The organism is Eubacterium sp. MSJ-13 (assembly GCF_018918235.1).
GTDB lineage: Bacteria > Bacillota > Clostridia > Lachnospirales > Lachnospiraceae > Butyribacter.
In genome coordinates this window covers 1-24,605 of the sequence record NZ_JAHLQE010000088.1, presented here as the reverse complement: position 1 = coordinate 24,605, position 24,605 = coordinate 1, and the positions used below count along the sequence as shown (strand labels likewise).

The 24,605-nt window shown below is 34.3% G+C and carries 16 protein-coding genes; 14 read left to right on the top strand and 2 right to left on the bottom strand.

From position 1 onward, the window contains the following. Positions 1-325: 325 nt before the first annotated feature. From KQI69_RS05355 to addA, 11 genes are all read left to right on the top strand, one after another. A complete protein-coding gene (locus tag KQI69_RS05355; protein WP_216564317.1) occupies positions 326-931 on the top strand; it encodes a DUF6512 family protein in 606 nt (201 codons plus the stop codon). Between the two features lie 275 nt (positions 932-1,206). Continuing rightward, complete coding sequence (locus KQI69_RS05350) at positions 1,207-2,646, top strand: hypothetical protein (RefSeq protein WP_216564316.1); 1,440 nt, start codon at positions 1,207-1,209, stop codon at positions 2,644-2,646. A gap of 50 nt (positions 2,647-2,696) precedes the next feature. Next, on the top strand, positions 2,697-3,644 hold the full coding sequence (locus KQI69_RS05345; protein ID WP_216564315.1) for an ROK family glucokinase: 948 nt from the start codon (positions 2,697-2,699) through the stop codon (positions 3,642-3,644). A gap of 402 nt (positions 3,645-4,046) precedes the next feature. Continuing rightward, the gene (locus KQI69_RS05340; RefSeq protein WP_216564314.1) at positions 4,047-4,766 is read left to right on the top strand and encodes a hypothetical protein; all 720 of its coding nucleotides are present in this window, start codon (positions 4,047-4,049) and stop codon (positions 4,764-4,766) included. A 267-nt stretch (positions 4,767-5,033) separates the two neighbouring features. Next, a complete protein-coding gene (locus KQI69_RS05335) occupies positions 5,034-6,206 on the top strand; it encodes an ABC transporter permease (RefSeq protein WP_216564313.1) in 1,173 nt (390 codons plus the stop codon). After that, on the top strand, positions 6,203-7,372 hold the full coding sequence (locus KQI69_RS05330; RefSeq protein ID WP_216564312.1) for an ABC transporter permease: 1,170 nt from the start codon (positions 6,203-6,205) through the stop codon (positions 7,370-7,372). Before KQI69_RS05335 ends, KQI69_RS05330 begins: the two co-directional genes overlap by 4 nt. 2 nt (positions 7,373-7,374) lie before the next feature. Further along, positions 7,375-8,049, top strand: coding sequence for an ABC transporter ATP-binding protein (locus tag KQI69_RS05325; RefSeq protein WP_216564311.1), 675 nt, complete (start codon positions 7,375-7,377; stop codon positions 8,047-8,049). Between the two features lie 356 nt (positions 8,050-8,405). Continuing rightward, the gene (locus KQI69_RS05320; protein WP_216564310.1) at positions 8,406-9,371 is read left to right on the top strand and encodes a hypothetical protein; all 966 of its coding nucleotides are present in this window, start codon (positions 8,406-8,408) and stop codon (positions 9,369-9,371) included. Positions 9,372-9,584: 213 nt separating this feature from the next. After that, positions 9,585-10,052, top strand: coding sequence for a hypothetical protein (locus KQI69_RS05315; protein ID WP_216564309.1), 468 nt, complete (start codon positions 9,585-9,587; stop codon positions 10,050-10,052). Between the two features lie 226 nt (positions 10,053-10,278). Beyond that, complete coding sequence (locus KQI69_RS05310) at positions 10,279-13,725, top strand: PD-(D/E)XK nuclease family protein (RefSeq protein ID WP_216564308.1); 3,447 nt, start codon at positions 10,279-10,281, stop codon at positions 13,723-13,725. 1 nt (position 13,726) lies between these two features. Further along, positions 13,727-17,560 carry a helicase-exonuclease AddAB subunit AddA gene (gene addA / locus KQI69_RS05305; protein ID WP_216564307.1) on the top strand — a complete coding sequence of 1,278 codons (3,834 nt, stop codon included), beginning with the start codon at positions 13,727-13,729 and terminating at the stop codon, positions 17,558-17,560. 117 nt (positions 17,561-17,677) lie between these two features. Here addA and KQI69_RS05300 read toward each other — a convergent pair whose 3' ends face one another. Then, positions 17,678-19,627 carry an NAD(+) synthase gene (locus KQI69_RS05300; RefSeq protein ID WP_216564306.1) on the bottom strand — a complete coding sequence of 650 codons (1,950 nt, stop codon included), beginning with the start codon at positions 19,625-19,627 and terminating at the stop codon, positions 17,678-17,680. Between the two features lie 638 nt (positions 19,628-20,265). Between KQI69_RS05300 and KQI69_RS05295 the strand changes: the two genes are divergently transcribed. Together KQI69_RS05295 and KQI69_RS05290 are read left to right on the top strand one after the other, a co-directional pair. Continuing rightward, positions 20,266-20,712: an Lrp/AsnC family transcriptional regulator gene (locus KQI69_RS05295; protein ID WP_216564305.1), complete on the top strand. Its 447-nt coding sequence runs from the start codon at positions 20,266-20,268 to the stop codon at positions 20,710-20,712. Between the two features lie 16 nt (positions 20,713-20,728). Beyond that, the gene (locus KQI69_RS05290; protein WP_216564304.1) at positions 20,729-22,681 is read left to right on the top strand and encodes a hybrid sensor histidine kinase/response regulator; all 1,953 of its coding nucleotides are present in this window, start codon (positions 20,729-20,731) and stop codon (positions 22,679-22,681) included. Positions 22,682-22,770: 89 nt separating this feature from the next. On the opposite strand, the gene KQI69_RS05285 is transcribed toward KQI69_RS05290, so the two are convergent. Next, positions 22,771-23,181: a transcriptional repressor gene (locus KQI69_RS05285; RefSeq protein ID WP_216564303.1), complete on the bottom strand. Its 411-nt coding sequence runs from the start codon at positions 23,179-23,181 to the stop codon at positions 22,771-22,773. A 235-nt stretch (positions 23,182-23,416) separates the two neighbouring features. Here KQI69_RS05285 and KQI69_RS05280 point away from each other — a divergent pair, with 235 nt between their 5' ends. Beyond that, positions 23,417-24,478, top strand: coding sequence for an HD-GYP domain-containing protein (locus tag KQI69_RS05280; RefSeq protein WP_216564302.1), 1,062 nt, complete (start codon positions 23,417-23,419; stop codon positions 24,476-24,478). The last annotated feature ends 127 nt before the right edge of the window (positions 24,479-24,605 follow it).

Here is a 24,605-nt window from a genome sequence, read left to right as displayed (position 1 = left end):
CGCACGGTGGTGTGAGAGGTCGGGAAATTTAGTTAAATTTCCCTCCTACTCGATTATATAAGTTAAAAAATTCTATTGTTCTATTTACTTTGTTGCCCTCAAAGGGGGTTACTGGTTTAAATCTAATTTACACACCTTATACACTATGCATTACAGTGATATAATAACATATGAAAAAAGCAAACATAACCAATATATACAGCAAAAATGTAATCTGTTTCACATATAATCAATATTATTACATACAATATTTTTATCAGAGTCTTTATAAATCTTATTATAGGATTTATAGATAATTGATAAAATATTTTTGGGAGATGTGTTGATGTTTATTGACGGTGACATAAGAAAGTTTTATAAAAAATATGTTATAGCAGGATTTTTTATTGTTGGGATATTGGGAACGCTATTTCATTTTGTATATGATTGGTCGGGTCAGGCATGGTTTGTTGGATTGTTTGTGCCTGTCAATGAGTCGACATGGGAACATATGAAGTTGTTGTTTATACCTATGCTGCTTTATATTTCTGGCTGCTTTTTATGCGTGAAAAGAAAAATTGACCAAAAATATATTTCAAAGAAAGATAGTACGGGGATAGTGGGTTGTAAGGAAGAAAAGAGTAATGAGTTGTATAGGATTGTATATACAGGATTATTTGGAAATATGGTGGGTACATGGAGTATACCGTTTTTATTTTATGGATATATGGGGATACTTGGGTTTGAGGTGGCGTGGATTGATATAAGTACATTTTTTATTGCTGTTTTTATTGCTTTCGCATTACAATATCATGTGTTGATAAACTCATATAAAAAACAGACAGTAAATTGTGGAAAAACATTGCTGATTGTTAATCTGATACAGCTTTTTGCCTTTATATTGTTGACATATCAGCCGCTTAATCTTGGAATTTTTATAAGTCCAGTATAATACGCAAAAGAAAAGCTGTCTGTTTACTGTCTAAGAAAAGAAAAACTGATATTTTAGTGGTAGAATATGTTTTAGGTATGATATAATGAGTTTTAGAGAAAAACAAGCGACTGCAAAGCAGGCATTTGTTTTTTGAGGCTCATTAATGAGTAAATATTAACTTGCGAAGCAAGTGGAAAAGCTCTGAAAAAGTGTATTAGTGTATTTGCAAGTTGTTTAGGTAAGAAAATAGCTTATAATGAGTCTCAGAGAAAATAAAAGAAATGAGGAGATTTATGGAGAGTTTAAAGAGAATTACTTTGAATCCTGCCAAGTGTGGTCTTGACTTGGGGGATGGAAGTGAGAGAGCAGAGTATGTAAATCAGGATTATATACTGAATGTGCTTGGCAGACCTCACAGAAATATTGGCATTATGTATACATATTATCCTAAGGATAAGGAATGGCCTCAGAGGATAAGTGAGGCTTGCAAGGATATGGAAATTCATTTTCAGTGGGATTATCCGTATGACGATTATTTCCCTTATCTTGGTGGTATAGGCGGCAGCATGGATGGTGAGCCGTTTACTTTTATGCGGGATATCAGAAAACATGGACAGGATGTTGCATTGACACTTACGATAGACTGTTCTTTGGAGGATGAATATCTTAGACAGATTGCGAAGGAGCTTAGAACCTTTGGAAGAATGAGGCTTCGTATAAACCATGAATGTACAGGTGATTGGTTTACTCACAATCAGAGATTTTCATATCAGGAGATAGGTGATTTCTTTGTAAGGTTTGCAAAGATTGTCAAGGAGGAAGCTCCTAATGTATCTATCGTGTATTGTGGAGGTTGTGTTACAAGTCTTGAGGATGATGCACCTATACAGTACGAAAAAGAGTTTACAGAGGCATATAAGGTAGCTGATTACTGGTCAAATGACTGTTATCTTGCACTTCATTATGGATGGCCGTTTGATGTATGTGAGAAAGGTGGAAACAGCTATGCAGTGACACCGCTTGATACATTTGTGGAAAGGCTTGAAAAGACTTCAAAGCGTCTTACAAAGGTTGCTGACAATGTATGTAAGCCTCTTGTTATATCTGAGTTTAATACCGATGGAGATGTGACTGGCCCAAGACGACAGGGTGATTCTATTAAGAAATTTGTTGACAGGATAAAGAAAGATGATGCAGACTGGTTTGATGGTTTTTCTATGTATCAGTTCAGAGACAGGGGACGCCTTGGTCTTGAGATAGAAGATCCAAACAATAAATCAGTGGGAATCGCACAGCCGTTACTTAAACAGTATCAGGAAATTTTAAAAGATCCTTATTTCAAGCCTGTTATTGAGGAAAAAGATAAGGTGGAACTTCCAGCAAAAATGCGCTGGGGCGGTTCTGAAGATGCAGACGGTGTTGCCATTGATATTAAGATGGAAGGAAATCCGGAATTTTTTGAGATTACTTTTGAAGAAGAACTTAATATCATGATGGAGATAAACGGAAGGTGGTTCTATAAAGCACCTGAGACTAAGACTGTTGACCTTATGCCTGCGTTCTTTGACTCAGAAGTAAAAGATGGACAGGTTCTTACATTAAAGATGTTTGCACCACCGGCAACAGGTGAAAATGACGAAAGCCAGGGCGATGATTGGGCGGTTAATTATTATACAGAGATGAAAAAAATACCTGAGCTTCGTATCAGATATGAGGCTGTCGAAGAATTATAGCAATTATTAGAATTTAGAAAATATTGTATTATAAGAAAGGCGGAAAAAAGATGGCAAAGTATATTTATGGAATTGATATAGGCGGAACTACAGTAAAGATGGGACTTTTTGATGAAAAAGGCGATATGCTTGAAAAATGGGAGATTGTTACCAGAAAAGAAAACAATGGTGAAAATATCCTTCCTGATATTGTGAAGTCTATTGAGGAAAAGAATGAAGAAAAATCTATTGAGACAGAAGATATCCTTGGTATTGGAATGGGCGTTCCGGGACCTATAACAGAGGATGGACGAGTTCTTAAATGTGCAAATCTCGGCTGGGGAATTTTCTCTGTTGCAGATGAGATGAGCAAGCTCACAGGTGTTAAAAAAGTAAAAGTTGGTAATGATGCAAATGTCGCAGCTCTTGGCGAACAGTGGCGTGGCGGTGGACGAGGCTTTGACAATATCGTAATGGTTACACTTGGAACAGGTGTAGGCGGCGGAATCATCATGGACGGTAAGATTCTTACAGGTGAAAACGGAGCTGCCGGAGAGATTGGTCATATCACAGTAAATCCTAAGGAGACACTTACATGTGGATGCGGCTGCAAGGGATGCCTTGAGCAGTACAGTTCAGCAACAGGTGTTATCAGGATGGCAAAAGAGCTTCTTGAAGCATCTGACAAGCCTTCTGAGCTTAGAAAATTTGCTGTTGATGAAATAGGCGGCAAAGAAGTTTTTGATGCATATAAGGCAGGAGACGAGATCGCAAAAGAGGTTGTAAATGAATTTGCGATATATCTTGGAATGGGACTTGGAAATGTTGCTTCTGTAGTTGATACACAAGCATTTGTAATTGGCGGAGGTCTGTCTAAGAATGGACCGGTGGTCATCGACATTGTAAAAGAGCAGTACAAGAAGAATGTAATGTTTGCACTTAAAAATACCGAATTCAGACTTGCTGAACTTGGAAATGATGCAGGAATGTATGGTGCGGTACGCATGGTACTTCAGTAAAGCTACATATGCTGTTTTAGGTTAAGGAGCTGTTAAACAGTTGTATAAAGATGAATATAATAAATTATAGATAACAAAAAGACAGGAAAATTTTTTATGTATTAATTTTTCCTGTCTTTCTTTTTATATAATGTTTATTTAAAAATTTTCAGGTATATTTAGTTTATGGCGAAGTTCCTTATCAGTTACGATAGGGGTATTTAACTGTTAAATAAAAATTCTAAAATATAATAATATATTCTCATTTTTTCTAACCTTATACTTAAAAATATCCGATATATTCTATATAATAAAAGTAACTGTATGTGATATATTTATGTATCAATTATCTGATTTAAAAAATATATGTATGAGTTTTCAATAAACGATATGTTACTTTATCATTTTTAGGGAGGAGACAATATGAATATAATTGGTAATAATTCTTTTAAAAGTATAACTTCTGTTTCTAATACTGATATGCTTTTGGTAGAAGAAAAAACAGATATAGATGATGAAAAAAATTCAGGTAATGATAAGAAGAGTGGAGTTGATTGTTTTGAGGAATTATGCAAAAGATTTCCATTCGCATCATTTGTTGTAGAGGATATCTCGGTTGAGAGATTTGAAAATGGATGGCTTCCAAAAGAATACCTACAAAATGTAAAGTTAGGCAATTTTAGTGAATTAGGAACAACAAGCATTGCTTTTGATATTAAAATATTGGAAAAAGCATCAAATGATCCGGAGTTTATGGAAACCTTGATAAATGAGGTGGATTGTATTAATAATAGGTGGTCATCTATGGCTACTCAATGTCAGTGTGATGGAATGAGATATATGTATATGAACTTATTTTTAAGAGAGGATGGCTCTTTTGGAAGTTGTAGTGGGGAGTATCCTGATAAAGTATATTCATATAGCAATTATAAAGAAAATCTGCTAGAATCACAGAAAGATAGTGTTATCAAACAAGTTTTGGATGAGTATGAAAAAAAGAGGCAAGAGGGACTGTATCGTATAGTAGATAAAATTTATGAAAACTCTGAAAAAATAGAAATAAATGTGAGAATGGGAAGTCTTTTAAATGCATTGAAAACAGAAAGGTATGAACAAACATTTTTGTTTTCGGATGAAAAATAATAGGGGAATAGTAACATGTTAAGTAAAGGCAGATGTATTCAAAAAATAAAAAATATGAATTTACGGATGGTGACGGATTTAACAGCATTGTTGATGTGAATAATATACAGAAGATAATCATAAATGGCAAGATATATTGAGGCGATAAGAGTTATTAAGCATATAAAGATGGTCTTAAAGAAATCTTAAATAATTAACTACTTTTTTCTTAAAAAAATATATTGTAATATCCTAAATATAAAATATGAGAAAGAGGAAAATTGTTATATGAAAAAGATATCGGATATTACAAAAATAACCATGTACCGTTTATCAAATACAACAGTGACTTCTATATGCATGATTGTGGGTTTAACAATTTCAATTTTAATGATTTCAATTGGAATCAGCTTTACATTTGAGCATGTTTATGCAGGGAATAACAAAAAAGAGAATACGCCGCCAAATGGAAGTTTATATATGATTTGGGGGCAGAGTGATAAAAAATTAAGTGAAGATGATGTTAAGAATATATTTAAGAATCTCAGGAAGGATACGGGTGTTATTTTTAATGGAATTATGGTTCATGTGGATAAGGCTTCGATAAATACATATAATCCTGTGAGTGCTGAATGGTTTTCTGAGGATGTAAAATGGCATTATCCATTGATTTCAGGAAGATATTATACAATAGGTGAAATAAAAAATAAGAAGAAAGTTGCTCTTATAGGAAAAAATTTAGAAAAATATATTGAAGATAAGAATGGAAAAAAGTATATACATTTAGGCGGTGAACAATATGAAGTATTCGGAGTGATAGGACGAAAAGGCGGTAAATCTTTATGGGATAACAGAATAAGTATTCCTGCAACAGCACTTCCACAAAAGACAGAGGGAAAGCTGGAATTATCAAGTGGAGGTATGACTTTGATTTTATACAATGAATTAGGAAAACTTGACTTTGATAAAAATAATATACAAAAAAATGGAAAAAAATTAGATAAGGGATTTAAAATTGAATATCAAGGAAAGATTAAAACAGAAAATATGGCAGATGAACTGATAAAAAATCAGAATCCTATATATCTGCTATCTGTAATGGGATATGTTGTGACTTTAATTTATTCAATAAATACTGTTATGTTATGGATTGAAAAACGCCGGTATGAAATAGCATTAAGAAAAGCATTTGGATATACTGACAAAGACATTGCAGAAATAATACTTGGGGAATTACTTGGAATATCAGGAATTGCAGCATTTATAGCAATTGTTATCCAGGCAATTTTAGAAATTTTTATTAAGCAGATATCAGATTATACCCTGCGGTTATATCTTCCTAATATTCTTATAGCGTTATTTATAGTATTTTTTACATCAATATTAATATCAATAATTCCAATAATAAAAGCGATGAAGATACCACCTGTCGAAGTTTTGAAAGAAGGTCAGAGTATATGATGGAGATTTTTAAAAGTATATGGAATAAGAAATTAAAAAATTTATTGTTATTATTGCAGGTTATCGTTGTAATAACATATTTTTTTATAACAATGGCATCTATTCAAAAAGCCTTTTATATATACAAGGAAGTTCAAAAAACAATAGATGTAAAAACAAATATATTGTATGATATAGAAGTTCAGAATGATGATCAAGAAATAACTCAATTTAATAATTTTTGTAACGAGGTCAGAAAGATTACATCAGGCAAATTAATAAGTTATGCAAATACAGACTTTCAGAGTGATGCATTTGATAATGAGATAGTAGGAAATTTAAAAATTGATATTGGATTAAAAAATATAAAAAAATTCAAGTTTCAATCCGGAAGATTTTTTGAGGAAAAGGATTTTGGAAGAAAAGTAAATCCGATTATAATTGGAAATAAATTAGCAAAACAATATTCTGTAAGTGTTGGTGATGTTATTAAAGATACTGTGGCAAATAAGAATTGTGAAGTAATTGGAGTATTAAAACCAGACAATCATTGGTTTTTACAATCTATATCAGACGGAGTGATAACATACTTAGATAATCAGATTATTTCGCTAATACCTAAAAAAAATAGTGAAATTCAAATGCATTATTATTTGGTAGCAGATTCAAAAGAGATAAAAGGTAATGTAATCAAAAAAATAAATTCTTTAGCAGAAAAATTTAATATTATTCAGCAGACAAAATTGGTAAGCAGCGAATTAAAGGAGCAGTATAATACAATTGTGTCAGAAAATATAGGGTGGCTTAGCTTTTCGATTCTTATGCTTGTACTGATTGCTTTAGGAACTGCAACTTTAGCAGTTACAAATGTATATTCAAAATGTAAAGAAATAGGTGTTAGGCTGGCTGTGGGATACACTCAGAAACAAATTGTAAATATGTTTTCGATGGAAATATTGAGTATAGTTATGGCAGCTTATGTATTTTCAGGTATTATAGGAATCCTTTGTATTGGAAATGGAATGAGTGTTATCGGTAATGTGGTATGTTCTGATGGTTATATTTTTTCAGGTGATATCGCACTAATAGGTGGAGTGGCAGCAGTTTTAATGTGTATTCCGTCTGTTATATCTTTAAAAATATGTATGCGAAAATTGAAACCGATAGGCTTAATAGGAGGAAGATGATAATGACAGTTGCACAATTAAAAAATATAAGTAAGATATATGGAAAAGGTGAGTCTGAGACAGTTGCACTTAATAATATAGATTTTAAGATAGAACAGGGAGATTTTTGGGCTGTAATAGGGCCATCGGGTTCTGGTAAGTCAACCCTTTTAAATATTCTTGGATGTATGGATGTACCGACAAGTGGTGAGTATTATTTAAATGGACAGCTTGTAAATGACTTTTCAAATGAACAACTAAGCAAAGCAAGAAATGAAGTAATAAGTTTTGTTTTTCAGTATTTTGCACTCTTAAATGAATATACGGTTTATGATAATATAATGCTTCCCTTAAACTGTAGAAAAATGTCTATGACGGAAAAAAAGAAACGGATAAATTATTATATGGAGAGACTTGGAATAGAAAAACTTTCAAAAAAGAAGCCTGCACAAATATCTGGAGGTCAGCAGCAGAGGGTTGCTATAGCAAGAGCAATGGTGACATGCCCTGATATCATACTTGCGGATGAACCAACTGGGGCATTGGACAGAAAGACAGGAGAAGAATTAATGAATCTTTTTCAGGAAATAAATAATGAGGGAAAAACAATAGTGCTTGTTACGCATGATATGAAGGTGGCAGCTAAGGCACAAAGACAACTTATAATAGAGGATGGAAAGAGCAAGATAGTTGAATAGTTATTGTACATAAATAGTGTGTATGTATATAAAATTTTAAAGCAGGATTGTGAAACAGCAATCCTGCTTTTTTACATATTTCTGTTCATAAATATGGTGCGACTTGCGAATATCTGCTTGACTTTTCCAAAAATAAATAAAAATATTCTGCATCATCTTACAATGTCATATCGTTATTATTTATAACAGAGAAATTAGTATGGTTATTGTTTATTCGCAGGCATGAAATCAGTTTTCAAGCTATGTATTAATAATTGAGTTTCACAACATATAAGTGAAAACCTAATAAGTAGAGTTTATGTTTTGCACAAACATTCCATATGTAAAAATGATGACAATAAGGGAGGATGATGGTTATGAAAAAAATTATTGTTAATTTAATTGTGATTTTATTTGTTATTTGTGGATATGGTTCGGTGAAAGCACAGGCATATTCAGTTGAGCTTATTGAAAATGGAATATATGCAAAGTATATTCCTAAAAATGTTTTGGAAACTGCACCTGTTATGTTTAAAAAGAATGTTGATAAAGTTATAAAATATTATCAAAAGCATAAAAATGAAAGTGATTATGATTTTTTGCAGAATGTACCACTGGCATATAAGAATCTGCATGATGCTATAGGTGATTTAAAGGATGATGATAAAATAGTTATCTGCAATCCGTTTGAAATTTATGAGCCGGCTCAGGAAGATACAAATAATGAATACGGTGATGATGTATATTATTTTGTGGTAAAGAAAAATAATAAAAAATTCTGTTTGTTTAGTATCTTGCAGGAGGATGGCAAGCTTAAATTTAATTATGATAAGATTTGGGACAAATATACCGCCATTAAAAATAAGATAACTGATGATACATTATTTTATTGGATAGATAGGAGTATATATGCACAAACAGAAGAGAAAAATGAAATGGTATATGATGGCTCCAATGCTGGAGGCGAAGAAATGATGGATGGTTCAGAAAATTATATTGAATTTAATTATTCAAAGTTTAAACAAATAAGTTACGATGAAAAGAAGAAAGTAATAATAAAGTATTTAAAAAAGACAGCAGAAACATCTGGTGAGAATGGAAAAAAGCTTATGGATAAGACAAGTGGTTCAGAGGGGACAGGAAAAATATCAGATAAAAAGGAAACTAGCAAGATTGATGGTTTAGATTTATCAGATGAGATAAACGATTATGATAGCAGTGAAAATGTGAAAAAGGATGGGGATAGAGGTATAGGTGTCAAAAAAACAGTGGCAGTAGTCGGAATGGCGGGTGTTATCATAATTGTGGCAGCAGGAATTTTGTATAAAAGAAAACATCAGTAACTTTGCATAGCATTTTTACAAACAGAGAAATATGCGTTATCTTTAAAGAATGATATTCAGATGGTTCAGGAACAAAAATAGTAATAAACTTTTTTCATTACGCATATATATTTAGTAAGAGAAGTTGATAGCACTGTTTGCATTATAAAGTGTGAATAGTGATGAGCTGCTTAATAGCTTTTTATATTTAAGATATAACTTATGGGGGTTGCCATGTCAAAAACAAAGATTGTGGTTTTGCGTATGAAGGAAGTAGTATATACGGCTGTGTTTGTCGGAATAGGAATTTTGCTGCTTATTGTTTTATTTTTTATGTTTGGCAGACAAAATTCTCCAAAAAGTGAGAGTACGCAGAATAACATAAATAATGAAAGCAGTACATATAAAAATGATGCAGTATATAGAGCGGGAGTTTATGAGAGTCAGTTTGTGATAGGAGAAAATACAATAAATCTTGAAGTGGCTCTTGATGAGGAACAGGTTAAGTCTGTTAAGGTTAAGAATTTGGATGATTCGGTAGAAACTATGTATCCGCTTATGAAATCGGCGGTTAAGGATGTGTCAAAGCAGCTTTCATCTGGTGTTTCAATCGATGAAGTTGTATTGTCAAAGAATTCAATGTATACTGAAAAACTTATTCTTGATGCGGTTAAAACGGTGCTTGATGAGCAGAGGTTGTAAGTATTATTGATTAAAAAAGCAAACAGCGGCAGTTGGTTTGGGGTGATAAATTAATAATGCAATATTTAGCAGAGGTGCAATAAATGCGTATATTCACAAAGCATATCATGCTTACATAAAACGTGGTAATTACTGTGAATGACAGCCTATTGGCCTCTGTTTTGTGTTATACTGTAAGTATAACATTTATACTGAGATTATAAACTACAGGAGAAAGGATAACGGGATGGCAGTTCAGTTTATTTTTGGTGGTTCAGGCAGAGGTAAGACTTATTTTTTGCAGCATAAGATTATGGAGGAGGCTGTGAAAAATCCTAAGAAGAATTACATTATGATAGTGCCTGAGCAGTTTACCATGCAGACGCAGAAGGATATGATAAAGATAAGTCCTGGACATGGCATTATGAATGTTGATGTGCAGAGTTTTGTGAGGCTTGCGTTCAGGGTATTTTCGGAGACAGGTGCAGAAAATTTGCAGGTGCTTGATGATCTTGGAAAGATTATGATATTGAAAAAAGTGCTTGGTCAAAAAAAGGACGAGCTTAAATATTTTGGAAGGAATATAAATAAGGACGGTTATATTTCTGAGATTAAGTCGTTTATGTCAGAGCTTATACAGTATGGTGCTGATGAGGACGAGATAGACAGGATGATTAAGGCTTCTGAAAAAAAAACTGTTCTTAAATATAAATTGCAGGATATGTCAGTGGCTTTTAAGACATTTAAGGAGTATATTGAAAAAAATTATATTACATCTGAGGAGCTTTTAAGTGTGTTTGCCGATGTGATATCGCAGTCAGAACTTCTTAATGGAGCAGTGATATGTCTTGATGAATTTACGGGATTTACGCCGCTTCAGTACAGGCTTCTGCGTGAACTTATAAAGACGGCTGAAATGGTCTATGTTACGGTGACAGCTGATGACAGGGAGTCGGTTATAAATAAAGGAAAAAATTATCAGTTATTTTTTATGAGCAGAAAGACAGTTCACAATATAAGGCAGATTGCAGGTGAAACAGGTGTTGAAGTTTTAGATGACATATGGACTGGAAAAGAGATAAGCCAGACTAGATTTGGTGAGTCAGAGGAGCTTGAGTGGCTTGAACGCAATCTGTTCAGATATCCGTATAAAAAATATAAAAAGAAAAACAAAGTTTCTGATATAAGCTGTCATGTGCTTAAATATGCCGAAGATGAGGTTGATTTTGTAGTTCAGAAGATAAAGAGACTTCTTGTTGGTGGGGACTGCCGTTACAGGGACATTGCTATTGTTGCCGGAAGTCTTGAAACATACGGAAGTATTATCGAGCATGCAATGAAAAAGGCGGGGATTGCCTGTTTTGTTGACCAGAAAAGAGGTGTTCAGTCTAGTGTGCTGGTGCGTGCGATTGATGCACTTTTGCAGATAATAATAAAAGATTTTGCTTATGAAGATGTGATGGACTATCTGAAAAGCTGTCTTTCCTGGACGAGTGACAGTCAGAATGATATTCTTGACAATTATCTTCTAGCTACGGGAATCAGGGGTTTTAAATCGTGGAACAGGGAGTGGAATACGACATATGCTTACAGAAAAATGACTGACGAGTCAAAGGAGTTTGCAAACGGGGTTGTTGAGAATGTAAGGCTTAGTGTTCTTGAAAATATGTCAGAGCTTTATGAGAAAACGGCAAAAGGAAAGCATACAGTAAGGGAATATGCTGCGGTTTTATTTGAGTTTTTTGAGAGACAGCATTTTTATGAAAAACTTATGGAATTTGCTGACGATTACGAAGAAAATGAAAATTTTGATATGGCGAGTGAGTACAGGCAGCTTTATGGAATGGTTATAGAAGTTTTTGAAAAACTTGTTTCGCTTATGGGTGACGAGGAGATGTCACTTAAAGAATTTAAGGATATTCTTGATGTTGGATTTTCTGAGGCGAGGATAGGAGTGATTCCGCCGGGGATAGATCAGGTTATGGCTGGTGATTTGTCAAGAACCAGGATTTCAAATATAAAATATATGTTTCTTGTGGGGGCTAATTCATCAAATATTCCAAAGGGCAGTGGAAACGGCGGTATTATTTCAGAGTCGGAGAGAAATTTTCTTGCAGAAAATAAATTTGAACTTGCACCTACGGCAAGGCAGCAGGTATATACGGAGCAGTTTTATCTTTATTTAAACCTCACAAAGCCCTCAAAACATTTATATATAACATATTGTGACAGCGAGAGAGATGGAAGTGTAAATGAGCCGTCATATATTATTTCGAGGATAAATAAGATTTTTCCGGAAATAAGCGTTAAGTTTGAGGAGAGAAAGCAAAGTGAAGAAAACGCATGGTCTGATGATGAGGGAAAGAAGTATCTTATCGCAGGTCTTAGAAATGGGGATTTTTCTGATAAAAAATGGCAGGAAATATATAATTGTTATTTTAGTTCAGAGGACAATAAAAAGACACTTGATAAAATATTGACAGCGGCTTTCTTTAAAGAAAACAAGAGTAATATTTCAAAGAAGATCGCTAAGAGTCTTTATCCGGAAAATCTCAGAGGAAGTACATCGCAGCTTGAGAAATATGCAGCTTGTGCATTTTCGTATTTTATGCAGTATGGTCTTAAACTTCAGGAGAGGCAGGAACACAATATTGAGGCGTATGACATAGGAAATATCGTACATGAGGCTCTTGATATGTATACAAAAATACTTCTTGCCGGTAATAGAAGATGGCAGGATGTTGATAAAAAAGAGCAGGAAAAGATAGCAGGTGAATGTGTTGAGAAAGCTGTAAGTCTTTGCAAAGATGGGATTATGAGGGACACGAGCAGAAACCAGTATATGATAAAGCGTATTCACAATGTTGTTAATAAGACAATATGGGCGATTTCAAAACAGATGAGTCAGGGAAGTTTTGATACTATTGAGAGTGAGATTATTTTTGAAACTGTAGGAAAAGCTGAAGAAACAGATGAGGAGCTTATAAAACTTGTTGGAAAGATTGACAGACTTGACAGTTTTTCAGATGGTTCAAAGCACTATGTGAGAGTTGTCGATTATAAGACGGGAAACAAGGAGCTGTCACTTAGCGAGCTTTATTATGGGCTTCAGATGCAGCTTGTTATTTATCTTAAAGCGAGTATTGATAATAAATCTAAAACTGAAAAGATTGTTGTGCCCGCAGGTATGCTTTATTATAGGATTAAAGATCCTATTTTAAATGAGAAAGTTACACCTGAGAATGTTGAGCAGAAAACTTTGGAATCACTTGCAATGAATGGACTTGTAAACGGGGACTTTCCTATGCTTGAAGGAAACGACAGAAATCTTGAACAGAATAATGGCGTGTACAAGTCTGACTATATTTCATGGGTAAGTAATATCGAGACAGGAAAAAAAGGTCAGCTCAAGAAAAGTTCGGGCGTCACAAATACGGATTGTCTTAATGAACTTATTAGGTTTACGGAGAAAAAAGTTGTGGATATGTCTGAGGAGATACTTGACGGAAATACGCTTGTAAATCCGTATAAAACGACTGATTCACAGCCCAAATCTGCATGTATGTATTGTGGATTTAAGAGCGTGTGCAGATTTGACAGCAGGCTTTACGGAAATGATTATAGGGTGTTTGAAAAGTTGTCGGATGATGATGTGATGAGGCTTATTCATCGTGAACTGTCGGAGGAGGAATAATATGGGTGATACAAGATGGACGGATGACCAGCAGAGAGTTATTGATGCAAGGGACTGCAATCTTTTGGTTTCAGCAGCGGCTGGTTCGGGCAAGACTGCGGTGTTAGTAGAACGAATTATAAAAATGATAACTGATGAGAAAAACAATGTGGATATTGACAGACTGCTGGTGGTTACTTTTACAAATGCGGCGGCGGCAGAAATGAAAACAAGAGTAGGCGAGGCAATAGAGAAAAGGCTTCTTGAAGAACCTGACAATGAACATCTGCAAAGGCAGGCTTCGCTTCTTCATAATGCACAGATTACGACAATGCACAGTTTTTGTCAGTATGTTATAAGAAATTATTTTCATGTGATAGATATTGACCCTGTATTTAAGGTTGCAAATGAGAATGATATGAAGATTGCTCAGAGTGAAATTCTTGCTGAGCTTATTGAGCAGCGGTATGAAACAGAAAAAGATAATGAAAATTCAGCGTTTTATTTATTTTCAGAAATGTTTGCTCATGGTCGTAATGACAGTAAGATTGAGTCGATCGTGCTTGAATTATATGGGAAAGCCATGAGTTATCCGTGGCCTGAGAAATGGCTTAATTCTATTATGGATATCTACAAATGTAGGAATATTCATGAACTTGAAAATACAAAATGGATAGGTGAGCTTGTAAGTTATGTAAAAGAGCTTGTAAATTCTTATAAATTACTTGCGAAAAAAGCGGTAAGATTATGTGATGAGCCTGACGGTCCTGCAAAATACAGGGCAGCTTTTGAGGACGATATAAGGCAGTTTGATGATATATGCAGGGCACAGAATTTTGAGGAATTGTATGATGCATTTAGAAAAGTTTCAAAGATGGACAAAGGAAGAATCACCAAGAAAGATAATGTGGATGCAGAAAAAAAGGATATGGCGAGTGCATTCAGGGATTCTTATTTTTCAAGTCAGGGAGGAATGATAAAACTTCAGGAGAAATTTTTCAACAAAACTTTGGAACAGCAGATACAGGAATTAAATGAGATGGCACCTGCCGTAGAGGAACTTGTAAAGCTGACGATTGATTTTATTCAGGTATTTGCGAAAAGAAAGAGAGAAGACGGGGTTATTGATTTTAGCGATATGGAGCATTTTGCTCTTGCAATACTGACAAGTGAAAATGAGGACGGTGAGATAGTTCCAAGTAAGGTGGCGGAGGAACTAAGAGAGTATTATCAGGAGATAATGACAGATGAGTATCAGGACAGCAACTATGTTCAGGAGCTTATACTTACCAGTATTTCGGGAGAGCCTGTGGCGGCTCCGTATATGTTTATGGTAGGTGATGTGAAACAGAGTATTTACGGTTTCAGACTGGCAAGACCTGAATTGTTTATGAATAAATACAACAGTTATAGTCTTGAGGAAGGCACAAAGGAGCATAGAATTGACTTAAAGCAGAATTTCAGAAGCAGAGCGTGTGTGCTTGAAAGTTCAAATGCAGTCTTCGAGAAGATAATGAAACCATGTCTTGGCGGTGTTGAGTATGATGAAGCGGCAAGGCTTGTGCCGGGGAGAGTTTACGAGGAGACAGACAAAAAAACGGCAGAAAAGGCTTCAATTATTCTTATTGACAAAAAAGCAGATAATGATGATGGAATGATGGACAAAGAGCTTGAAGCCGCAGCTATCGGAAATAAGATAATTGAGCTCGTGCAGGGTGAAAATCCGCTTTATGTGATGGGAAAACAGGGCTATCACAGGGTTACATACAGTGATATTGTAATACTTTTAAGAAGTGTTCAAGGGTGGACAGAACCTTTCCTTGAAACGCTGTCAGATATGGGAATACCGGTATCAGCGGGTACGAAAGCAGGATTTTATGATTCAATAGAAATTCTTACAATGACAAATCTGCTCAGGATAATAGATAATCCGAGACAGGATATACCGCTTGTGTCAGTGCTTCGTTCCATCTTTGTAGGGCTTAGTGATAATGAGCTTGCAGCAATAGCTGTAATGCCAAGAACGCTTGATTACTGGGATGCGATAAGTCTTTATGTAAAGACGGTAAGGAAGGAGGAAGGCACACAAAAGTATTCTACAAACATAGTTCTTGATGAAAAAGAGGCAGATGAACTTGCTTGTAAACTGGAAGAATTTATGGGCAGATTAAATTATTATCGTGAGATGGCAAAGGAACTTCCGGTTGATAAGATAATACAGGATATTTATGATAAAACCGATTTTTACGATATTATGTCGGCAATGCCAGCAGGTGAAAAAAGAGCAGCAAATCTTGATATTTTACTTGGACAGGCGAGAGATTATGCGGCAAATGGGCATCATGGAATATTTAAGTTTACGCATTTTGTTGAAAACATAAAAAAGGCATCTCTTGATATTGGTGAGGCATCAGTAAACAATGAGAGCATGAATACGGTAAGAATAATGACAATGCATAAAAGCAAGGGACTTCAGTTTCCAGTCGTGTTTGTATCAGGACTTGGAAAAAGCGTAAATCTGATGGAGGCAAACGACAGAGTTATAATAAATTCAGATTATGGTGTCGGAACTGATTATGTAAATCTTGAACTTATGTATACAGAAAAAAGTCTGTTCAACAATTTCCTCAGAAGCAGGATAAAAGTAAATGCACTTGCAGAGGAAGTAAGGATGCTTTATGTTGCTATGACAAGAGCAGAGGAAAAACTTTTTCTTACGGGAGTATCTGCAAATATTTTGCAGGGAAACATAGGTGCAAGAGGAGAGGGAAAAAAGAAGATAACGACATGGAAAGAAAAGGGACAAAACCTTGAATTTTCAGGACTTCTCTCGCTTACAAGGCACATAGATATGATAATGGCAGCAATAGCTGACAGACCTGTTTTTAAGGAGTGCATTGAAGAACTTGAACCTGAAAAGGTGTATGGAACAAATGATGAACTTTTTGACCTTGAAGTAGTATCGGTCAACAATATTGTAAGCGTATCTAAAGAAAATCGTGAGATAGCAAAACAGAAGAAAAAACAACTTATAAACTGGGATTCATCAAGAGTTTATGATAAAGATATGAAAGATTATATAGAACAGAACAGGGAATTTGCATATAAATATGAGGATGAACTTGGAATTCCGGTGAAAGTGTCGGTATCTGAACTTAAAAGAATAGCGATGGAAAAACTTGATGAGTTTAATGCAGGGGATATTGAGGAAAATCCGGTCAGAGAAGAGGAAATTTCACTTTTTGATAGCGTAGATAGGGAGAAAGAAAGCAGGTACGCAGACATACCACGACCTGATTTTATGAAAAAAGAGGAAGTAAAGACAGGGGCTTCAAGGGGAACACTTTATCATCTTGTTATGGAGCATATTCCATATGAAAGACTTGATAAAGATTTTGACTTTGCAGTATTTATCGAAGAACTTGTGCAGAGTGGATATATGGCACATGAAGATGCAAAAGCATTGAATGTAAAGAAGTTTGAGTGGTTTGCAAAAAGTAAATTATGCAGCAGGATGAGGGCGGCAGCAGTATCTGGAGAACTTAAAAGAGAGCAGCCGTTTATGATAGGAATACCAGCGAATGAAGTATATCCTGATAAGAGCGACAGTAATGAACTTATAATGATTCAGGGAATTATTGATGCATTTTTCTATGAGGGTGAGAACATAATCCTTGTTGATTATAAGACGGATTTTGTTATGAAAGGGCAGGAAGAAAAACTGGTAGAAAGGTATAAAACACAGCTAGATTATTATGCCAGAGCGATTGAGAGTGTGACAGGAAAGAAGGTTAAAGAGAAAGTTATTTATTCATTTTCGCTTGGCAAGGTGATTGAGGTGGGGGGAATTTTTTAGTGTTTTGAGTTATAATACAATATGGGTAATGTAAACAAAAAAATAATCAGATTTACATTACCCATATTTTGCTTTTTATAAATAATCAGATTTATTATAATAATTGTATTATAATCATTATAACTGTTTCTCCAACTTCTCAATATCCTTAATCCACATATTGACAGATGCATCACTAGGCATACGCCAGTCACCTCGCGGAGAGAGTGCAACACTTCCGACTTTTGGTCCGTCGGGGAGGCATGAGCGTTTGAACTGCTGTGCAAAGAAACGCCAGTAGAATGTCCTTAACCATTTATATATGGTTTCTTTATCGTAGTCACCGTCAAACGTGTATTTTGCAAGGCGGTATATCTTTGAAGGTGTGTAGCCAAATCGCATAATATAATATAAGAAGAAATCGTGCAATTCATATGGTCCGACTAGGTCTTCTGTTTTCTGTGCAATCTTTCCATCTTTGTCAGGTGGAAGAAGTTCAGGACTTACAGGGGTGTCGAGTACATCCATAAGTACATCATGAAGCTGTTTATCTGGTGTTGTCTCAGCATAATATAAGACAAGATATCTTACGAGTGTTTTTGGTACGGAGCAGTTTACGCCATACATTGACATATGGTCACCGTTATAAGTTGCCCATCCGAGTGCGAGTTCAGACATATCACCTGTTCCTATTACCATTCCGTTTAGCTCATTGGCAAGGTTCATAAGGATAAGTGTGCGCTGTCTTGCCTGAGAATTTTCGTAAGTTACATCATGGATTGAACTGTCGTGTCCTATATCTCTGAAATGAAGATTAACTGCTTCATGGATAGGGACTTCCTTAAGTGTTGCACCTATTTTTTCAGTCAGGATACACGCATTCTGGTAAGTGCGGTCGGTTGTTCCAAAGCATGGCATTGTTACTGCACAGATACCGCTTCTGTCAAGTCCCAGCATATCAAAGGCTTTTGCGGTGACTAAGAGTGCAAGTGTTGAATCAAGACCACCTGAAATACCGATTACGGCTGATTTGCAATGAGTGTGTTCAAGTCGTTTTTTAAGTCCTTTTGCCTGAATGTTCAGTATTTCATCACATCTGCGGTCACGATCGTTTTTATCATTAGGTACGAATGGTGTTTTTTCAAAATGGCGTGTAAGATTAGTTTCGCCAATATTTTTAAATTCAAATTCAGTTACTTCATAACCGTTCTCTTCAGGATTATTAATGGTAAAAGTTGACATTCTTCTGCGTTCGCTTACAAGTCTGCCAAGATCAAGTTCACTTATTGTCATACCATTTTCAAATCGTTGTGTTTCGGAGAGGATGCTTCCGTTTTCTGCTATAAGGTTGTGGCCTGCAAAGACAAGGTCTGTTGAGGATTCACCCTCACCGGCATCAGCATAAATATAGCCGCTTACAAGTCGGGCTGACTGATTTTTTACGAGTTCACGCCTGTAGAGGTCTTTGCCTGTAGTTTCATCACTTGCTGAAAGGTTTGCAATAACGGTGGCAGATGACATAGCATGATAACATGATGGAGGAACAGGCATCCATAAATCCTCACATATATCAATGCCTATAACAAGTTCTGCAAGATTTTCGGCTTTGAAAAGCTGGTTTGCACCAAATGGTACAAATGAACCGGAATCGCCAAGTTCAGGTATATTTATATAAGATACTTCTTTATTTCCAACAGTGAAATGTCTTGCTTCGTAAAATTCTGAATAATTTGGAATATGCTGTTTTGGAACGATTCCAAGAAGGTCTCCGTTAAATACAATGGCAGCAACATTATAAAGTTTAAAGTTGTACATAAATGGAAGTCCGACAATAGTTACCATATCGAGGTCTTCTGATGCTTTGATTATTTTTTTTAAACCGTCAAGTGAGCCTTTGAGAAGAATATCTTGTAAAAAAAGATCATTGCAGGTATAACCAGATATTACAAGTTCTGGGAAAACGGCAAGTTTCACGCCTTGTTTATGTGTATCATTCATTGCTTTTATGATGTTTTCTGTATTAAAATCCGTATCACCGACTTTAATATCAGGGGTGATAGCGGCAGTTTTAAAAAATTTGTCTTTCATTGTTACCTCCGTTTTTGGAAAAAATATTTTTTATTTCTTTGTATTAGCTGAATATTTGGAAATTATTGTACCACAAATTTAAATAAAAAAGGGGATTTTAGACAAAAAAATAAGAATCGCCTGGAGTGACGATTCTTAAGGAGAAGGTATGAAAAAAATTTAAGCACTATCAAATGATTTCGTTTCATTTGATGATGTTATAGTAACAATTGAATGTGAACTTGCAATGTTGTTTTTGTTAATTAAATGTGAACAATTTTTTAAATAAAAAAATCAGGAGGCATATAAACAGTCATCCTGATTTCTTTTGGGCGTTAAAAAATATTAAATTAAGTTTATGAGTGTCACTGTACTGTCATTATCAGATAAAAGTGACATTCGTAAATATATATGTCCTATATATCTGTCATGTGTCTGACACATCAACATGTCAGATATTACGCTTTAAAAACAATTTGGTCAAGGGGGAGGACATAAGTAAAAAATAATATACAGAATTAATGTGTTTTATGCTATTATAATAAGTATAAAAGTAAAAAACTTAATTTTATTAGGTGGTAAATTTAGCATTTGACTTGCATAAAGCTTAGCAGGTGGACTATAGAGAATGAAAATATACCTAAATTGTGGAGGAAAAGATGAAAAACGATGAGTTAGACAATATTGACAAAATGATAATAACGATGCTTCAGGAGAATGCAAGAATGTCGTTAAAGGATATAGCACAAAAAGTTTACCTGTCATCACCTGCAGTGTCGGCAAGAATTGACAATCTGGTACAGAGTGGATATATAGAGGGATTTCATGCAAGAATAAATCCGATAAAGTTGGGATATCACATAAAAGCATTTATCAATCTTGAGGTGTCACCAATCGACAAAAAAGATTTTTATCCATATATAAATAGTTGCAAAAATGTTGTAGAATGTAATTGTGTAACAGGTGATTATTCAATGCTGCTGGAAGTTTTGTTTCCAAGTACCGATGAGTTGGATCAGTTTATTGGAGAGTTACAGAAGTATGGAAGGACAAAAACACTTATCGTATTTTCAACATGCGTAGAGTATAGGGGACTTCAGATGTAATAATGGAGGATGAAATTTGGAATTTACAAAAGCGTTTGACAATATGCCTGTAGGTGTACTGGTAGTCAGACGAAATTTAGAAAAAAATAATGGATTTGAGGAAGTTTATCTAAACGATGCTCTTAAAAACAAAGAAAATCTGGCAGACATATCTGACAATGGTATTCTTCTTAATCTTTTTAGTGACAGATATGATCAGTTAAAACAGGTGATTAATGATATTTTTGAGGAAAAAAAGAAGACGGAAGTGATTTCTTCATATAATGTGTGTCTTGGAGGTTATTTTTCAACGGAATTTTATCTTGCCGGAGATAAAGATTATTGTATATGTGTGTTTAGGGAAGAAATGGAGATTGTCGGAAGCAGAAATATTCTTGCGGCGATAAAAGATGTATTTTATGTAGTTTCTATCTGCAATATGAAATATGATACTATTTATATTTTTGAGCAGATGCGTGGAGATGAGCATGCGACAAGTCAGATGATAAATTATACACAGTATGTTTCGCAGGTTACAGAGAAGATTATATCAAAAGAATATTGGGAAGATGTAGTAAAGTTCATGGATAAAGATCATATTAGAAAGATTCTTTCAGAAGAAAACAGAATGGTTTCTTTTGAGTATAAAAGGTATATAAGTACTGAAAAGAAATTATTATGGAGTCGTATGAGTTTTATCTGGCTTAATAATGATGAGACAGGTAAAGTAAAAGAATGTGTTATGCTGGTCAAAGATATTCATGAGGAAAAAATAAAAGAAATAATGGAAAATAAATCTCTTAGATGTGCATATGATGTTTCGAGGGTAGCAAATGAATCAAAAAATGCGTTTCTTCGTCATATAGGGCATCATATGAAAATGCCTGTTAATTATATTGTTGGAGTTACAGATATGCTTAGTGCTTCAAAGAGATATTATGATGATAATGAGGTATACATAAAAAAAATAAAAGAGGCATCTAATGAACTACTTGAAAATATAAATAAAATTGTTGATGTAAGCAGAATAGAAGCAGGGGATATAGAGTTTTTGTTTGAAAGAATATCTATAAATGAACTTTTAAAAGAGATTATAGATGAAATAGGTGAGTATATATCAAAGAGGGGGCATGTGCTTAATATAAATCTTGACAATGTTGTACATGATCATGTATTTATTGATAAAATTAGGTTAAAACAGATAATAAAGAATATTTTATTAAATGCAGTTCAATATACAGAGGATTATGGGAAGATAGATATTACGGTGGTCGAGAGCAAACAGAAATTTGGGGATATTTTTATATACAGATTTATTATAGAAGATAACGGACCGGGAATAGATAAGAGGATTATTGATAATGCAGTAAAAAGTATCCCATTGGAGTCGGGCAGCAGATCAGAGAAGCTTGGAATTGGTCTTGGATTGTGGATTTCAAAAAATATTATAAGGGTTTTGAATGGTGAATTGAAAATAGAGAGTGAAAAAGGTGTTGGGACTAAGTGTACGGTGAGTGTACCTATATCAACAGATAAAAATTATTTTCAGGATGGATATAGTTCAATTAAAGATAATACAATATCTGAAATAGGTCAAAAATTAAAAGGTGATGTAAAAAGAATTTTGATAGTTCAAAATTTAATAACATCAAAAAATGCGTTAAGACAAAAACTTATTTGTCTTGGATTTGCTGTAGAGAGTGCTTCGACCGGGAAAGAGGCATTAAATATGTATAAGGAGAATGGAACAGGGTATTATTCAGCAATAATGACTGATACACAGCTTCCTGAAAAAAATGGATACGATCTTGCTTTAGAAATAAGAAAATATGAAAAGAAAAGTGGCGGCTGTATTCCTATAATCGCTATGTCAAAATTTGAAGGTTTTGAGGATAATATTTATTCAAAGGGAATGGGAATAACATTACAGATTGACAAGGACGCAGATATATCTGTATTAAGGGCGGCATTTGATAAGGTTAATATATAAAAGTATATCAGATATGAGAGATATCATATCTGATATATTAGTGATTGATATTGGAAATAAATTGGATGTTCACTCGATGGTCAAAAAGTTTAATTTTCGTTGTTATTTATATTTTCCTGTGAGCAGCACTCGCCGCAAAGTCCATGAAAAAGGACAGTGTGTCCTTCAATTCTGCCTGGAAAATTAGCGCTGGCAATAATATCAATATGGCTTATAGAATCCATTTCAATATCTAATAATTTTTTGCAGGATCTGCAAAAAAAATGATTGTGGGGAAGAGGGTTTCCATCAAAGTGTACAAAGCCATCACCACAATCAATCTGAATAGCTTCTCCATGTTCTACAAGAAAATTCAGGTTTCTATAGACAGTACCTAAGCTTATGTTAGGAAAAATTTTTTGCATGTTTAAATAAACATTGTCAGCTGTAGGATGGCATGTGACAGATTTAAGATAATCTTTAATGGCCTCACGTTGTTTGCTGTAACGAATTATAGACATAAAAATCACTCCTATATAATAGTACAAAATAAAAGATTTTAAGGATGTAAACAATAATAATTACTAATATAATATATTATAACAATAAAATAACAGTATGTCAAAGAATTATATTGGAAATAGTAGTGGAAAATGTAAAAAAGTATTGTATAATATAAATGATAATAAAATATAAAATTTCGCCAGAAAAAGTTTTTACGAAAGTATAATAAGCAATAAAAGGAGAACAAACAATATGGCACAGATGCGTATTCGTTTGAACAGATTGAAAAGCGGGATGATAATAAAGGATAATATCTATTCAAAAACAGGGACGTTTTTGATCGGTTCTGGAACGGTAGTTAATCAGGACATTATTTCATTGTTGACAAAACATTTTATAGATTTTGTAACAGTTGAATATAATGTAGTTGGAGAAAGTGAACAGGAAGTAAGCAAGATAACACCCGAGCAGGAGAAAGAGTTTAAGAAAGGTTTTCAGATAGCGGAAGATACAATATCAAAAAATCTTAAAGAAATTGTATCAAATGATAAAGATGTAGATGTAAATGAGTTATTGGATTCGCTGAATGAAGTTGTGATTAAGGCAAACAGTACGGTAAATTTATGTGTTTTATTATCTAAAATGAAAGAGAATGCAGAGGGGTTGTACACACATTCAGTTAATACAGCATTGTGGGGACAGATACTTGCAGGGTGGCTTGGATATAGAGAAGAAATGATTGAGAGAGTTGCGATTGCAGGAATTTTACATGACATAGGAATATTGAAGTTTTCACAAAATGAATTAAATGGATTTTCTTTTCATAAAGAAATTGAAACAGCGACATTTTCAAAACACACAATGTATGGATATGAACTTATTAAAAATAAAAATTTAGATCAAAGTATCAAGCAAGCAGTTTTAACGCATCATGAACATGCGGATGGTTCAGGTTTTCCACTTGGCGTTGATAACAGAAACATAAATCCTATAGCAAAAGTTGTAGCGATTGCAGATATTTATGATACGATGCTTATGAGGGAAAATGGCTATAAAAAGATGTCTCCTTTTGAAGTTTTAATACAGTTAAACGAGACACAGAGCAGGAATTATGATCCAGGTGTACTTATGACCTTTACATCAAGACTTGCGCAGACATTTATTCAGTGCAGGGTGAGATTGAATAATGGGCAGGAAGGAAAAATAATATTATTTAATAAGTACAATGCTTTAAGACCATTGATTCAGATTGGAACAGGATTTGTGGATCTTGCCTTAAGAAAAGATTTGTATATAGTTGAACTGCTTTATTAAAATGGTTGACGGTGAAAATATCGGACACCGGAAAACGATAAAGGAAAATAGTAAAACAATAATGAAATGAAATTTAACACTATCAAGGAAGTCCCCCACTTCTATTGCGTAGAGCAATAAGTGGGGG